This window comes from Agrobacterium sp. rho-13.3, from assembly GCF_033957765.2.
Lineage (GTDB): Bacteria > Pseudomonadota > Alphaproteobacteria > Rhizobiales > Rhizobiaceae > Agrobacterium.
The window spans coordinates 19,717-35,496 of the sequence record NZ_CP192774.1 but is presented as its reverse complement, the minus strand read 5'-3'; the positions used below and the strand labels follow the sequence as shown (position 1 = coordinate 35,496).

Here is a 15,780-nt window from a genome sequence, read left to right as displayed (position 1 = left end):
GATTCAACACGGCATTAGCGAGACTTTCGCCATCCGCCACGAAGGCTGAAATTCAGCATGGTGCGGATGGAGGCCGTGGAATCTGCGCTCAATGCCTTGCGATTATCGCCGCGATGAAAGGGGATCGCATCGCCGAAGGACACATCGACATCGATGGCCCCGGCTTTCATCAGGCCAAAAAGGGAGGGCAGCAGTTCAAGACTTCCCGGCCATGCCGCAACGCTGCGGTGGTAACGGCCCATCGCCATGCCTTGAATGCCGGTATAGGCAATTGCTACCGGCTGGACATACACCAGCTGCCCCGGCACCTGATCCGCCGCACTGGAGGCCGCCCCGAAAAGCGACGACTTGATGGGCAAAAGCCGGTTGCCATCAGATGTGGTCCCCTCCGGAAAAAGAACGACGATCTCACCCTTCGCCAGCCGGTCGGCAATGTCGTTGACCTGCGTTCCGGTGCTGCGCTTCTGCTCTCGCGTCACGAAAATGGTTTTCTGCAAGCGGGCCAGAATGCCGAAAATGGGCCAATCCCGCACTTCCGTCTTGGCGATGAACACCACATCGACAACGCTGCCGAGAACCATGATGTCTTTCCACGACACATGGTTGACCACCAGCAGTAGCGGCTTTGCCCGCTCTAGATCGCCATGGACCTGAACCTTGATCCCCAGCGCATGACACGCGATCCTGTGCCAAAGCCTCGGCAAGCGGCGGCGGAAAGGCAAATCAAAATAAAGCCCGACAAGCTGAACGGGCAACAAGATGAGCGTCGCGAGCGCCATGACCACGATCATATACACAAACCTCAGCCACATCATCGCGTCATATGCTCCGTGGCCCCGGTTCCTGTTCAGCGATCTTCGGGCTTGAGCGGAACACCGTAAAGCTCAAGGCGGTGATCCACCAGCTTGAAACCGTGTTCACGCGCAATCTTTTCTTGCAATGCTTCGATCTCGGCGGAGTGAAACTCGATCACAACGCCATGCTTGAGGTCAATCAGATGATCGTGATGTTCTTCCGGCATCGTTTCATAACGAGAGCGGCCATCGCGGAAATCGTGCCGCTCGATGATGCCTGCATCTTCGAAAAGCTTCACGGTTCGATAGACCGTGGAAATGGAGATGCGCGGATCGACGGCCGACGAACGGCGATAAAGTTCTTCGACATCCGGGTGATCCACGGATTCCTGAATAACGCGGGCAATCACACGACGCTGATCGGTCATGCGCATACCGCGCTCGGCACATAATTCTTCCAGCGTTTTCGAAAGGTCTATCACGTCTTCTGGCCTTCAGGTGCTTTCATTGGAATGACGCGGTCAGCGCCAGTTTAATCGTCTATTCGACCTAACGAAGATCGCGCCGCATGACAAGCGCTGTCGATTTCGTACCGTCTTTGGCGGTGTAATAGGCCTGCCGCTCGGCCACCGTCTTGAAACCGAGCTTCTTGTAGAGACCGATTGCCGGCACATTGCCGCCGTCGACCTCCAGAAACATGGTTTCCGCACCGCGCATCACGGCTTCCCGCATTGCCGCCTGCATCAGCCGCCAGCCAAGGCCGCAACGCCCGTATTTTTCACCAACGGCCACGGTCAGAATTTCCGCCTCGCCACCCGCCTCTCTCGCCAGAATGAACCCGCCCATTGGCTTGCTGAAAAATGCATTCGTCTGGCGGGCAACGGCACCGAACACGCTACCCTGACTGAGAAGGCTTGAAAACTCGCCATCATTCCATGGGCGCGGGAACCGCACGGCGTGAAGTTCGGAAACCTCCGCACAGTCCGCGTGCTCCATCGGCACGATTTCGAAATAAGGTTTCCAGCTCAGGTAATCGTCAAACATCGCAAGGAATCATCCGCATTCAGGCTATCACAGGCCCGTATCAGGCAACCGCAAGACGTTCCAGCGCATCGGCCCGAAAATCGAAACGATTTTCGGAGAGCACGATGCGCAGATTCAAACAGCAGAGCGTCCTTAGGGCGCCTGTAAGGGGGCACGGCGCTCTAATGCAAATCCTGATTGGGGCTTGGCGTCTGGTCCGCGCAAATAAAGCGGTGCTGGTTTGGGCATGCCTTGCGGCTTTTGTGCACCAATGCGGGCCACCGTCGAAATAAGGAAATGATCCGGCCCGGAGCCGGTTTCAGCGCCTGCGAACAGCGGCGCGGCAGAGCCGATGATGACACCATCAAATTTTACGAGGATGGCTTTTGCGTCTTCCAGAGACAGCAAAGCGGCATCGCTGGTTGGCGATCCATCCGCCGCAAATGTCTGGAGATAACATTCTTCTCGTTTGGCATCGAAACCAACCGCGACCGGCTGACCGGGATGCTCCCGCAAATGGTGCGCCGCCAGCGTTTCGAGCGTGGTCACACCCACCGCATCAATGCCGAGCGACAGGGCAAAACCCCGCGCCGCAGCAACGCCGACGCGGATGCCCGTAAAGGAGCCGGGACCGATGGTGACCGCAATCCGCTCAATTTCTTGAAGCGTCACGGACGCCTGCTGCAAGGCACCATCAATGATGCCCATCAAAAGTTCCGCATGGCCCTTGCCGATGTTTTCGGTCACTTCACCCAGCACGGCATCCGCCGCGCTGTCATAAACACAGGCAGCGCAATCCACGCCAGATGTATCGATGGAAAGAACGATCATGATGTGAGGCCGTTTATCAAACGGCCTCGACCTCTTGTACCTCAGGCACAAAGTGGCGCAGCAGGTTCTGCACGCCGTGCTTCAACGTCGCCGTCGAAGACGGGCAACCGGAGCACGCGCCCTTCATGTTGAGGAACACGGTGCCATCGCGGAAGCCGCGAAAGGTAATGTCGCCGCCGTCCTGCGCAACAGCGGGACGAACGCGGGTTTCCAGAAGTTCCTTGATGGTGGCAACGATGGTTTCATCACCCGGTTCAAAAAACTCTTCTTCTTCATCGGAAATCTCAGCAGCCACAGCCGTTCCCATCAATGGGCGACCGGACATGAAATGTTCCATGATCGAACCCAGAATGGCTGGCTTTAGATGCTGCCACTCGGCGCCGTCCTTGGACACGGTGATGAAGTCGAAACCGTAATACACGCCGGTAACGCCCGGAATTTCGAACAAAACTGACGCCAGCGGCGAGGCTTGCGCCTGCGCGGCATTCAGGAATTCCGCTGTGCCGGTTTCCAGAACAACCTTGCCCGGAAGAAACTTCAGCGTGGCAGGGTTAGGCGTGGATTCGGTCTGAATGAACATTTCAATCTCCTTCGAGGCAGCGCAGTTGCGCCCCGGAACTTAGAACTCTTCCAAAGTATGACGAACGCTGCACGACTTCAAGCCCTGACATGATAAACATAGTCAAGAAATCTTATGACAGCGCATCCATTTCCTCATCCGTCAGCGTGTCAGGCAAGACGGTGACAGGAATAGGAAATGCCGCACCACGTCCTGCGATAGACGATACCAGCGGACCCGGACCTTCCTTGGTGGAGCCGGCTGCCAGCACCAGAATCGCGATATCGCGATCCTCCTCGATCAGCCCATGGATCTGCTCGGCAGCATTGCCTTCGCGGATCACCGTTTCCGGCTCTATTCCCACGCTTTCGCGCACCTTTTGCGCCACCTTGGCAAGCGAGGCCTCCGCCTCTTCCATTGCCTCGGCCCGCATGATCTGCTCCACGCCCAGCCATTGCTGGAAATCGCCTTCCGGGATCACATAAAGCAGAACCAGACCGCCGTTGGAGTTTTTGGCGCGGCGACCGGCATAATGAACGGCCTTTTCGCATTCAGGCGTTCCGTCAATCACCGCCAGAAATTTGCGGCGGTGTCCTTCGAGACGCGAAAGCCGTTTCGATACCATTGCGTACTCCGTATTCTCGCCGCGATAAAAAGTCGCCCGAAGGTTCCGGGCGGACTTTATATCAAATCCTGAGATTGCAAAACGTTTCTGCGCCCGTTTCTCGCAGAGGAAAACGTCTGACGATCAGCGCAGGAAACCAATGATATCACGAACCTCGTTCATCGTCTTTTCCGCGATGGCACCGGCCCGCTCACCACCCTGTTTCAGAATGGCGTCGATATGGCTGACATCATCCAGCAGGCGGCGCATCTCGCCGTTGATCGGGGCCAGTACGTCGACCGCCAGTTCAACAAGCGCAGGCTTGAAGGCGGAAAACTGCTGTCCACCAAATTCGGCCAACACGTCCGCCTTGGTTTTATCCGACAGTGCCGCATAAATACCGACCAGATTTTCCGCTTCCGCACGGCCCTTCAAACCATCGACTTCGCTCGGCAGCGCATCCGGGTCGGTCTTTGCCTTCTTGATCTTTCTGGAAATCGCATCGACATCATCCATCAGGTTGATGCGCGACAGATCAGACGGATCGGACTTCGACATTTTCTTCGTGCCGTCCTTCAAGGACATGACACGCGGTGCCGGGCCACCGATCAGCGGCTCCACCATCGGGAAATAGGCGTGCACCGGCTCATCGCCGACCTTGATATCCACACCGAGGCCAGTCTTGTGGATATGATCGCTGAAGTCGATGTTGAACTTCTGGGCAATGTCGCGGGCCAGTTCCAGATGCTGTTTCTGGTCATCGCCCACAGGTACATGGGTGGCGCGGTAAACCAGAATATCCGCCGCCATCAGGCTCGGATAGGCCAGGAGACCAAGGGAGACCTGCTCGGCATTCTTGCCGGACTTGTCCTTGAACTGCGTCATCCGCTCCATCCAGCCGATGCGCGCCACACAGTTGAACACCCATGCCAGTTCCGCATGTTGCGGCACGGCAGACTGGTTGAACACGATGTGTTTGACCGGATCGATCCCCGACGCGATGAAAGCAGCCGCGATGGAACGCGTCTGCGCCTTCAGGTCGCTATGAACCAGCTGCGCGGTAATCGCGTGCATATCCACAACGCAATAAATGCAGTCGTTTTCGTCTTGCAGGGCGACGAACTTGCGGATGGCACCGAGATAATTGCCGAGATGCAGGTTTCCGGTTGGCTGGACACCTGAGAAAACCAGCGGCTTGAATTCGTTCATAATCATCCCCGAAAAGGCTGGTGGAGGGCCTTGCCCTGTGTTTCAAATTTCGCCGCGCTTATGCACCCGCAACAGCCTGCAATCAAGGGTTTTCGGCAGTGTCCGGCTGAGTTTCCGTTTTTGCCTTCCGCCGTTTCAACCCGCGTTTCATCATGGCAAGACTTGCACCACCCGAGGCAAATGCCAGTCCGAAATAGACCAGCATGGCCGCACCCACGAGGGCGAGTAGCGTTCCGGCCCGCACGGCAATCGGCGAAGCGGACGACAGCTCAAACGCAAAATAGGCAAGCGCATAATGGATCGCCACCGCCATCAGGCCCGCCGCGAAAACCAGCCGTGGAATACGGGTCAGCAACGGAATGTCGATCTTCCAGTGACCGCGCCACAGCAGCATTCCGAACAGCAGAGCCGCATTCACCCAACCCGCCGTGATTTCCGCAGTCGCGATGCCCGGACCGCCGTAAATCGGAAACAGCGTCAGCGCCAATGAGACATTCACGACGACCGAAATCGCTGCAAATATCATCGGCGTGCGGGTGTCCTCCCGGGCGAAAAAGCCGGGAATAAAGGCTTTTATCAGCACGAAGGCCGGAAGTCCCAGACCGTAAATACCGAGAATTTCGGCAACGGTGATCGTCGCGGACGGCGAAAAATTGCCGCGCTCATAGAGGAACCGCACGATAGGTTCTGCCATGACCAGCAAAGCTGCCGCCGCTGGCAGGGTCAAAAACAGCACGAATTCCACAGAACGGTTTTGCAGATTGGCCGCTTCCACCTGATGCCCGCCGCGCAGGGCGCGGGCCAGTTCCGGCAACAGCACCGTTGCCACCGCAATACCGACGACGCCGAGCGGCAGTTGATAGATTCGGTCCGCATAGGCCAGCGAAGAAATCACGCCCTCGCCCCCCGATGCAATGCTGGTGTTGATCAACAGGTTGATCTGGGTGATGCCGCCGGTAATCGCGGCGGGAAAGGCCAGCACAAGCAGACGCGACACGTTTTTCGTCAGGCGCGGGCGTCGAAAGCCTATCTTGATACCGGCGTTCCGCACGGCGATCCAGACAATGGCAAGCTGCACGAAACCCGCCGCCATCACCCCCCAGGACAGGGCGTAACCAATCTCCAGCGGGTGGTAATTTTTCCACCACGCAAAACCCAGCACGCCGATGAGGATGATATTGAGGAAAACCGGCGCAATCGCTGCCGCAAAATACCGATGCAGCGAATTCAGCATCCCACCCATCATTGCCGCCAGCGACATGCAGGCGAGATAAGGGAACATGATGGTCGCAAGCCGCACGGTGTTGTCGAATTTCACCGGGTCTTCCACGAAACCCGGCGCAATGATGGTGCTGACCAGAAACGGCATCGACAATTCCATGAGGATCGTCAACGTCATCAGCACGGTGAACAGAACGCCGAAAACCTCTTCGGAAAAGCGTTTTGCGCCTTCCATGCCGTTTGCCTCGATCTCCTTGGCAAACAGCGGCACGAAAGCGGAGTTGAATGCACCTTCGGCAAACAGGCGTCGAAACGTGTTGGGAAAACGGAATGCCGCATTAAACGCATCCGCCACCGGCCCCGTGCCAACGGCAGCGGCCATCAGCATTTCACGGACGAAACCGAAAAGACGGCTGCCTAATGTCGCCGTGCCGACAGTTGCGAATTTGGCGATCAGGCCCATCGGATTTTACGCCTTCGCGGTGCGTGCGGCGGGCAGAGCCGCAACATCGGGGTGGGCAATAATGCCGGAAGGCATCAGGTCGCGCAGTTCGTCTTCCTGATCCGCCATCACGGCTTTCAGGCGCGAGGCGATGCTGGCCTGCCGGTTTTCGGTCATCACCTTCTGGCCGAAAAGGTCGGTGACGTAAAACGTATCGATGACCTTTTCACCAAAGGTGGTGATGCGGGCAGAGGTGATGTCCAGCGAAAGGTCAGCCAGAACAGCCGTCATATCCGCCAACAGTCCGGTGCGGTCGAGGCATTCGACCTCAATCACCGAGAACTTGTTGGACAGGCCGTTCGAAATGGTGACGGACGGCGGAATGTTGAATGTCTTGCTTTTCTTGCGGCCCTTTGTGCGCGTCGCAATCATTTCCGGGATGCGCTTTTTGCCCGAAAGAACTTCTTCGATCAGCTTGCCGATGTTGTTGCCTCGGCGCATCTCGTCCTCATCAATCGGGAATTCGCGGTTGATGAGAATGGTATCCAGCGCCCGCCCATCCGATGTGGTGAAGATTTGCGCATCGGCAATGTTGGCACCCGCCGCCGCACACGCCCCGGTGATAATCGATAGCAGACGCGGATGGTCCGGTGCCAGAACGGTGATTTCCGTAATCGCGTGAAACGAATGGGTGCGCACGATGGTGGACAGCGCTTTTTCCTGCTTGTCCGCTTCACGCAGGAACCGCGTGTGGCGAATCTGGTCTTCCAGCGCGACAGAGAGCAAATAAGGTTCGTAATGAAGGTTGGTGTATTTGCGCCGCGCCTTCTGGCCCCAGTCGGTCAGCGAATCATACAACGCCTGACGGGCGATCTTGGCGCGCTCCTTGCGTGATGTTTCCGAGAAGCCGCCGGAGAGAAGAAGCTCGGTTTCATAATAGAGCGTGCGCAGAAGCTGGCCTTTCCAGCCATTCCACACATCCGGCCCGACCGCGCGAATATCGCAGACCGTCAGGATCAGCAGCATTTTCAGCCGCTCCATGGACTGCACCTTGTCGGCAAAATCGGTGATCGTCTTGCGGTCGTGCAGGTCACGCGTCTGCGCCACCATAGACATCAGCAAATGCTGTTCAATCAGCCAGACGACGGTTTCCGTTCGCTTGCTGTTCAACCGGAAACGCTGGCAAAGCTTGCGCGCCACACGCGCACCCGCAATGGAATGATCCTCCTGCCGGCCCTTTGCCACATCATGCAGCAACACAGCGATATAAAGCGCTTCGCGATCCTCGATGGCTGGCATGAGTTGATTGACCAGAGGATGGGTATCGACCGCCTGCCCCTTATCGACCTCGGACAATACAGCCACGGAACGGATCAAATGCTCATCCACCGTATAATGGTGGTACATGTTGAACTGCATCATCGCGACGATCTTGCCGAACTCCGGGATGAACTTGCCCAGCACACCGGCCTCGTTCATGCGCCGCAGCGTCAGTGCCGGATCGCGCCGTGAGGTCAGGATTGCCAGAAACAGCCGGTTGGCTTCTTCGTTTTCACGCAGTTCATGGTTGATCAGCGCCAGAGAGCGGGTGACGACGCGCAGCGCATCCGGATGCAGCTCCAGATTGTTGATGTCGGCCACATGAAAAAGCCGGATCAGGCTGACCGGATCATTGCGGAACACATCGGCATTGGCGAGCGCGATGCGGCCCCGGTCTTCCACGAATTCTGTCGACCCCGGAATTTTGCGCAGGCGGTGGGCAAAACGGCTGAACACGCCGGAAAGGCCCGGCACATCTTTCGCCTGCTTGTCTTCCAGCGCCGCACACAGAATGCGCGTCAGATCACCCACATCCTTGGCCACAAGAAAGTAATGCTTCATAAAACGCTCGACCGCAGACAGGCCGGGCCGTGGCTGATAATTCAATGACGCTGCGATTTCGCGCTGAATATCGAAAGACAGCCGCTCTTCGGCTTTGCCCGTGATGAAGTGCATCTGGCACCGCACCGTCCAGAGAAAATCATCGGCCTTCTCGAACAGTTTCAACTCGCGCCGCGACAGCACGCCCAGCTTCACCAGTTCTGCGGTGTCGCGCACATGGTAGTAATATTTGGCAATCCAGAACAGCGTGTGCAGGTCGCGAAGGCCGCCCTTGCCTTCCTTCACATTCGGTTCCACCAGATAGCGCGTATCCCCCGCCTTACGGTGGCGCTGGTCGCGTTCGGCCAGCTTTGCAGCGATGAATTCCGGGCCGCTATTGGTCACGACTTCGGTTTCGAAGCGCCGCTCAAGCTCATCGGCAAGCGATCGTTTGCCGCAGATGGCGCGCATTTCCAGAATGGCGGTGCGGATGGTCATATCGGCTTTGGACAGGCGAATGCACTCATCCACCGTGCGGGTGGCGTGGCCAACCTTGAAACCCAGATCCCAGAGAATATAGAGAACGAACTCGATAGCCTTGTTCATATCCGGTGTATTCTTGGGCGGAAGCAGGAACAGAAGGTCGATATCCGACCCCGGTGCCAGTGTGCCGCGCCCATAACCGCCAACGGCTGTGATGCCGACCTGCGATGCATCATTCGGATAAACATATTGGCAGGCCAGTTCGTAGAGAACTTCGATCAGGCGATCCTGAAGCCATGAAATACGGCGGGCGCAATCAATGCCGCCGCCTTCGGTGTCCAGCAATTCCCGCGCCTTGTCGCGCCCCTGCGCGCTGGCTTTCTTAAAAATCGGTAGCAAATCTGAGCGCACATCGGCAACACGTTTTCCATCGCCCTGAAAGACGAGGTCGCATTCATGCTTGAGTGCCGCAACATCCAGTATCGCGGAATAATCCAGGTCCTTAGAGGCCATTGATGCCGATATCCATTCCATGCAGGCTAGCTTTTGGCATAGCGCTATAGCGATTTTTAGGCGTGATGGACAGGACTGTAATTATGAAGCGTTTCCAAGTTGTTTCTTGAGCGCATAAAGCGCGTCCAGCGCCTCACGCGGCGTCATTTCATCCGGGTTCAGCGCTTTCAGTGCATCATCCACCTTGGAATTTCCCTGGGAACGGCTTTCCTCGCGCCGCACGGCGATCTGAAACAGCGGTAGATCATCGATCAGCTGGCTGGCCGGGTTCTTGCGGTCGGCATCCTCCAGCTGGGTCAGCACCGCCCGCGCACGCTCGACTACAGAGGCAGGAAGCCCCGCGAGCTTCGCCACCTGAATACCGTAGGAACGATCCGCCGCGCCGGGGCCAACTTCATGCAGGAAAATCACATCACCTTCCCACTCGCGCACCTTCATGGTGGCGTTGGAAAGACGTCCAAGCTTTTCGGACAGCACCGTCAACTCGTGAAAATGGGTGGCGAAAAGACCACGGCAGCGGTTCACCTCATGCAGATGCTCCACCGCTGCCCACGCAATCGAAAGACCATCAAAGGTCGCCGTGCCGCGCCCAATCTCGTCGAGGATCACCAGTGAGCGATCCGTGGCTTGATTGAGGATTGCGGCGGTTTCCACCATTTCCACCATGAAGGTGGAGCGTCCCCGCGCCAGATCATCCGATGCGCCAACACGGGAGAATAGACGGTCGACAATGCCGATATGCGCGGATTCCGCCGGAACGAAAGAACCGATCTGGCCGAGAATGGCAATCAACGCATTCTGACGCAGGAAGGTGGACTTACCACCCATGTTCGGGCCGGTCAGCAGCCAGATTGCGCCATTGCGATTGCCATTCACCGCCGAAAGATCACAATGGTTGGCAATGAACGGGCCGGTCGATTGGCGGCGCAAGGCCTGCTCCACCACCGGGTGTCGCCCACCCTTGATCGCAAACATCATCGACCCATCGATAACAGGACGGCAATAGGCCTGTTCAGCCGCAAGATAGGCCAGAGCCGTAGAAACATCGATTGCGGCAAGCGCGGATGCACCTGCCTTGATAGCCTCGGCATGAGACACCACCGCCTCAACCATTTGCGCGAAAGCCGCCAACTCTATGGTCAGTGCCTGCGAGGCGGCATTGGCAATGCGGCTTTCCAGATCGGCAAGTTCGGTGGTGGTAAAACGCATGGCGCCCGCCATGGTCTGACGGTGGATGAAACGAGCCTTCGCCTCATCCGTTCCCATCATCACATCGGCATTTCCCGCCGTGACCTCGATGAAATACCCCAGCACATTGTTGTGCTTGATCTTCAGCGACTTGATGCCGGTTTCTTCGGAATATTGCAGTTGCAACCCGGCAATCACGCGGCGAGACTGGTCACGCAGCGCACGAATCTCATCCAGTTCCGCGTCGGAGCCTTCACGCACAAAACCGCCATCGCGTTTCAGCAAGGGCAGTTCTTCGCCAAGCGTTGCGCCCAACATGGCCTCAAGGGCTGCGGGCAACGCTTTCAGATTGGCCAGCGCCTCCGCCAGCTCATCCGGCAACAACCCGTGATCCAGCAATTGCGCAACCTCAGTGGCAGCAACAAGCCCCTGCCTGATTGCACCGAGATCACGTGGCCCACCGCGGTCCAGCGCAAGGCGAGACAGCGCACGCGGCATATCCGCCACCTGTTTCAGCGCATCCCGCAGGCTATCCGATAGCGAAACATCATCCAGCAGATAGGCAACCGCATCCAGCCGCGCATTGATTTTTTGCGCATCCGTCAACGGCGACATCAGCCGCTCTGCCAAAAGCCGCGCGCCGCCGCCGGTGACGGTGCGGTTGATCGAATGCAGCAGCGATCCGTCACGCTCACCCGAAAGGGTCTTCGTCAGCTCCAGATTGGCACGTGTGGCGGGGTCGATGAACAGCGTGGAGGCAGCACTTTCCCGCTCCGGAGCAGCCAGCGCAGGACGTTCGGCAATCTGGGTTTTTTCCACATAGGCCACGGCAGCAGCGGCAGCGGCCATCTCGACACGGGAAAACGTGCCAAAACCATCCAGCGTCGAAACACCGAAATAACGGGCAATACGGCCCTCCGCCACAGCACTGTCGAACAGTACGGCAGGTTGCGGCACAGCCACGCGACCAAGCATATCGAAGACTGGCTTCAATTCCTCATCGTGAAACAGGCTGTCAGCGACAATCAGTTCACGCGGATCGATACGCCAGATATCGGCCAGAAGCCGCGTCAACGTGGTTTCGGCCAGACGAAAAACGCCAGTGGAAATATCGATCCATGCCAGCGCAAACTGTGCGTCACCACCGCCGCGAATGCGGGCAAGTGCCATTAGGTAATTGGATTCGGTCGGCGACAGCAGCTTTTCTTCAGTCAGCGTACCGGGCGTGACCAACCGCACCACATCCCGCCGCACCACGGATTTCGAACCACGCTTTTTGGCTTCCGCCGGGTCTTCCATCTGCTCACAGACGGACACGCGATAACCGCGCTGGATCAGCTTTTGCAGATAGTCATCGGCAGCATGGATCGGCACGCCACACATGGCGATATCCTGCCCCAGATGCTGGCCGCGCTTGGTCAGAGTAATGCCCAGCGCCCGTGATGCTTCCACCGCATCTTCGAAAAACAGCTCGTAGAAATCGCCCATGCGATAGAACAGCAGCGAACCGGGATTGTTCGCCTTGATCTCGATATACTGCTCCATCATCGGCGTGGCCGAAGCACGGCTCTCTTCCGAAATGAGCGAGGCGGTGGAATGAACGTCCGTCAATGGCTTTTCAATATCAGCTTCGTGTTGCGGGAAAGAAGCGCAGACACTAACCGCCCGCCATCATCAGGACAACACGCCCAATGCGCCTGCCCACAGGAAGCTGCACTCTTTGTTTTGCGCATGTCGTTATCGCAAAACCGCCTCACACTTTTGCGGGACATGCTTCAGCCGTTGAAGCGTTGAGCCTCACTGCCATAATAATTGATGTAGCGCCCCGCGATGGATGACACCGGCAGAATGACCAGCACATCCGTGGTGTTGAACGCATGATCCACCACAGCGCCAGAGCCGAACACGGCACCGATGCGCATGTAACCCTTGATCAGCGGTGGCATGGCAAACAGCGCCCGGCGTGGATTGATCGCCTCCATCGGCATCATATCCATTTCATGGTAAAGCTCTGGCCTTGCGGCGGCAAACCAGTCACCCTTGGCACCACAGCTGTGATGCAGGAAGGACAGCGCCAGCGCGTGAGCTTCCGGCTGCACACCGGGGAAGGACGCGCAACCGATCATCGCATCCATGCGGTGCCGCACAGCATAGGCCCAATTGCCCTGCCACAGCAGCTCGACGGTTCTTTTGGTGCGATATTCCGGCAGCACGCAAGAGCGGCCCAGCTCCATAAAACGCTTGCCCGGATGACGTTCGATCAGCCCGGCAATATCAAATTCGCTGGCCGAATAAAAACCATTATGGGCAAAGGCCGTTTCCTGCCGCAGCAGGCGGTAGGTGCCGACGATCTGATCTTCCGGGTCGCCTTCGATGGAGGTGTCCAGCACCAGCAGATGGTCACAGACCGCATCGAAAGCGTCGATATCGCGGTTGCGGCGCATCGTGTCTGCCGGAAGACGCGCGCCCATTTCCTCCACGAAAACGCGGAAGCGGACATGCTGTGCAGCGTCCACCTCGCGCTCGTTTCTGGCGAGGCGCGTTTCCAATTTGCCGATGCGACCCAAAACATCGTCGTTGCGCTTCGCAGTAATGGGAAGCACATTGCTGGCGACATTACGTTCGCCAATGTCATATTCTAGAATTTCCGTGACCATGCAGAATCGCCCCGCAACCAACTGGTTCTTGCTGTCATAAATCACTTATTGACGACAGAACAGTGACAGATCCCGGCCCATATGACAGTCCGCAAAGCTAAATTCGGCCGATGCGTTTTTGCGGAAACAGTCGAAGGACTTCTTCGATCAACCGTTTCGGCTCAACCGGTTTTGCCAGAACCGTCGCAACGCCTGCATCCAGCAAATGAGAGCGCGTATCCGGTGCCGTATCCCCGCTCAGCACGATCAGTGGGACCGGTTTTTTGGCGCGCAACATGGCGCAGAGGCGTGGCAGAATGTTCAGCCCATCGCCACCGGGCATGTTGATATCGGAGATCACCAGATCGGGCAGGCTTTCCGTGCCAGAGAGCACGTCGGAAAGAGCCTTGAAATCCGCCACAAGCCGCACCTTGCAGCCAGATTTTTCCAGCACGGCGCGGATGATGCGCGCATTGACCGGATCATCCTCGGCCACCAGAATATCAAGTTCGTGCGTCTTTTCATCCAGCAGGTCGGAAAAGCCGAAACCGGGATGATTGTCATTGATCGCATCGCGCCGTTCCACGCCACGCAAGCGACCGCACAGAACGTCCGTCAGCGACTTTTCCCGCAAAGGCCGGATCAACCACGCATCAAACTCGTCCTGCGGCTGCGAGGCGCGTTCTTCCGGGTTGACGAGCAAGATGTGCCGCACGGCACGACCGGGAACGGATGGCCAGTTCTGGAGCATTTTGCGGAATTCCGGCGCCACACGGTGATCGACGATGATGTCGGTGATCATCGTCAGACTTTCGGGATCCCGCATCCGCAACCCATCCACATCGGCAGCCGTGGCAGCCTCGAAACACATGCCGCCCAAGGCGCGGATCGACTGCGCCGTTGCGTTTGCGACGATGCCTTTCGGCACGAGCAGCAAAACGCGGGATTGGTCCAACGCGCCGTGACGGCTGGATGACTGCATCTGTGCGCCGTTTTCCACCGGTTTGAAGGAGAGCATGAAAGTGCTGCCCCTGCCTTTTTTGCTGGATACAGTCAGCGAACCACCGAATTCGCGAATGATACGGGCAGAAATGGCAAGGCCAAGGCCGGTTCCTGCACTGCGCTGGGCGGTGGAGCCTGCCTGTTCGAACTCACCAAAAACCCGCGCCTGTTCCACCTTGCTCATGCCAGGGCCGGTGTCTTCCACGGCGATGGACAGTGCGTTGTCTATCATCGAAGCTCGAACCACTACACCGCCTTTGGCCGTAAATTTGACCGCGTTGCCAATGAGGTTGAATAGCACCTGCCGCAGCCGCGCCGGGTCAAAATCCAGATAATCCGGCACATCGGGCATCACGATAGAGGCGATTTCGATGCCTTTTTCATGGGCGCGGTGCGCCAGCATTTCTACAACGCTTTCGATCAACTGCCGAAGGTTTTCTGCCCTTGGATTGAGCCGGAAACGGCCCGCTTCCATGGTGGAAAAATCCAGCAAATCCTCGACCAACTGCACGAGCGCCTGACCGGACTGGCGCATACCATCCAGATAATTGCGCTGCTCGTGGTTCAGCCGTGTTTGCGACAGAAGATGGTTCATGCCCAGAATGCCGGAAAGCGGCAGGCGGATTTCGTGACTGACGGTGGCCAGCAGACGACCCTTGGCCGCGTTGGCATTTTCGGCTCTTTGCCTTGCATCTTCACGGGTCACGAGAGCGGCGCGTTCGTCCGTCACATCACGAGCGATGCTGCTGATGACCAGACGGCTGCTGGTTCCATCATGCGTAATCACATCATGCCATGTGAAAATCCGCTGGCCGTAAGGCGTGGCGATCTCGACATCGTAACAATGCACCTTGCCGCCGGGGCGGAAGGCGATGCCGATTTCCTCGCATGTCTTGCCGTGCGGCTCGCCGCAGCCGGTCATTTCGCTAAAGATGCCATTGGCGTGCACAATGCGGCGGTTCATGTCGCGGGTCACGACGATATCGCCCATGGCTTCATGCATTTCCGCCACCAGTGCGGCGTTCTGCATCTGCCTTGCTTCCACGACTTTCACATCGCGCACCGATGCCTGACGCAACGCTGCTGCCCGCAGCATCATGTAGAAGGCGCAGGACACACAAATGGAAACCGACAACGCCGCCATGTAGAGCGCGACATTGCCACCCAGATAAACCGCACTGGCAAACGCAAAGCCACAGCCTGCCGTAAACAGCGTGATAGCGCGCAGAAGATCGAGATAAAAACGCGAGACTGACGGTTTTTGACCGCTGACCTGCGAGGCCTCGATGGCGGGCGCGACAGGAGAAACCCCATCCGCCTCGGTGGGGCCGAACGCATCGGAAAGCCGGTCTTTCAGTTTCGCCAGTTCGCTCATGCCTACACCGCTACCACGGCAGCGGTGTTGATTGGCTTGG

General features: G+C 57.7%; 12 protein-coding genes. All 12 read right to left on the bottom strand.

What is annotated here, in order from left to right:
- Positions 1 to 14: 14 nt before the first annotated feature.
- The 12 genes from RMR16_RS00170 to RMR16_RS00115 all read right to left on the bottom strand — a co-directional run bounded on the left by RMR16_RS00170 (position 15) and on the right by RMR16_RS00115 (position 15,740).
- The gene (locus tag RMR16_RS00170; protein WP_320201218.1) at positions 15 to 815 is read right to left on the bottom strand and encodes a lysophospholipid acyltransferase family protein; all 801 of its coding nucleotides are present in this window, start codon (positions 813 to 815) and stop codon (positions 15 to 17) included.
- 32 nt (positions 816 to 847) lie between these two features.
- Positions 848 to 1,276 carry a Fur family transcriptional regulator gene (locus tag RMR16_RS00165; RefSeq protein ID WP_320201217.1) on the bottom strand — a complete coding sequence of 143 codons (429 nt, stop codon included), beginning with the start codon at positions 1,274 to 1,276 and terminating at the stop codon, positions 848 to 850.
- 67 nt (positions 1,277 to 1,343) lie between these two features.
- Positions 1,344 to 1,838, bottom strand: coding sequence for an N-acetyltransferase (locus RMR16_RS00160; protein ID WP_320201216.1), 495 nt, complete (start codon positions 1,836 to 1,838; stop codon positions 1,344 to 1,346).
- A gap of 132 nt (positions 1,839 to 1,970) precedes the next feature.
- Positions 1,971 to 2,648: a tRNA (adenosine(37)-N6)-threonylcarbamoyltransferase complex dimerization subunit type 1 TsaB gene (gene tsaB, locus RMR16_RS00155; protein WP_320201215.1), complete on the bottom strand. Its 678-nt coding sequence runs from the start codon at positions 2,646 to 2,648 to the stop codon at positions 1,971 to 1,973.
- A gap of 16 nt (positions 2,649 to 2,664) precedes the next feature.
- Positions 2,665 to 3,228 carry a NifU family protein gene (locus RMR16_RS00150; protein WP_320201214.1) on the bottom strand — a complete coding sequence of 188 codons (564 nt, stop codon included), beginning with the start codon at positions 3,226 to 3,228 and terminating at the stop codon, positions 2,665 to 2,667.
- Positions 3,229 to 3,340: 112 nt separating this feature from the next.
- Positions 3,341 to 3,832, bottom strand: coding sequence for a universal stress protein (locus RMR16_RS00145; RefSeq protein WP_320201213.1), 492 nt, complete (start codon positions 3,830 to 3,832; stop codon positions 3,341 to 3,343).
- Between the two features lie 123 nt (positions 3,833 to 3,955).
- Positions 3,956 to 5,020 carry a tryptophan--tRNA ligase gene (gene trpS, locus RMR16_RS00140; protein ID WP_320201212.1) on the bottom strand — a complete coding sequence of 355 codons (1,065 nt, stop codon included), beginning with the start codon at positions 5,018 to 5,020 and terminating at the stop codon, positions 3,956 to 3,958.
- A gap of 82 nt (positions 5,021 to 5,102) precedes the next feature.
- Complete coding sequence (gene murJ, locus RMR16_RS00135; protein ID WP_320201211.1) at positions 5,103 to 6,704, bottom strand: murein biosynthesis integral membrane protein MurJ; 1,602 nt, start codon at positions 6,702 to 6,704, stop codon at positions 5,103 to 5,105.
- 6 nt (positions 6,705 to 6,710) lie between these two features.
- Positions 6,711 to 9,539: a [protein-PII] uridylyltransferase gene (locus tag RMR16_RS00130; protein ID WP_320201210.1), complete on the bottom strand. Its 2,829-nt coding sequence runs from the start codon at positions 9,537 to 9,539 to the stop codon at positions 6,711 to 6,713.
- Between the two features lie 81 nt (positions 9,540 to 9,620).
- Positions 9,621 to 12,275, bottom strand: coding sequence for a DNA mismatch repair protein MutS (gene mutS / locus RMR16_RS00125; RefSeq protein WP_413786032.1), 2,655 nt, complete (start codon positions 12,273 to 12,275; stop codon positions 9,621 to 9,623).
- 227 nt (positions 12,276 to 12,502) lie between these two features.
- A complete protein-coding gene (locus tag RMR16_RS00120) occupies positions 12,503 to 13,384 on the bottom strand; it encodes a GNAT family N-acetyltransferase (RefSeq protein WP_320201208.1) in 882 nt (293 codons plus the stop codon).
- Between the two features lie 97 nt (positions 13,385 to 13,481).
- Complete coding sequence (locus tag RMR16_RS00115; protein WP_320201207.1) at positions 13,482 to 15,740, bottom strand: hybrid sensor histidine kinase/response regulator; 2,259 nt, start codon at positions 15,738 to 15,740, stop codon at positions 13,482 to 13,484.
- Positions 15,741 to 15,780 lie beyond the last annotated feature (40 nt).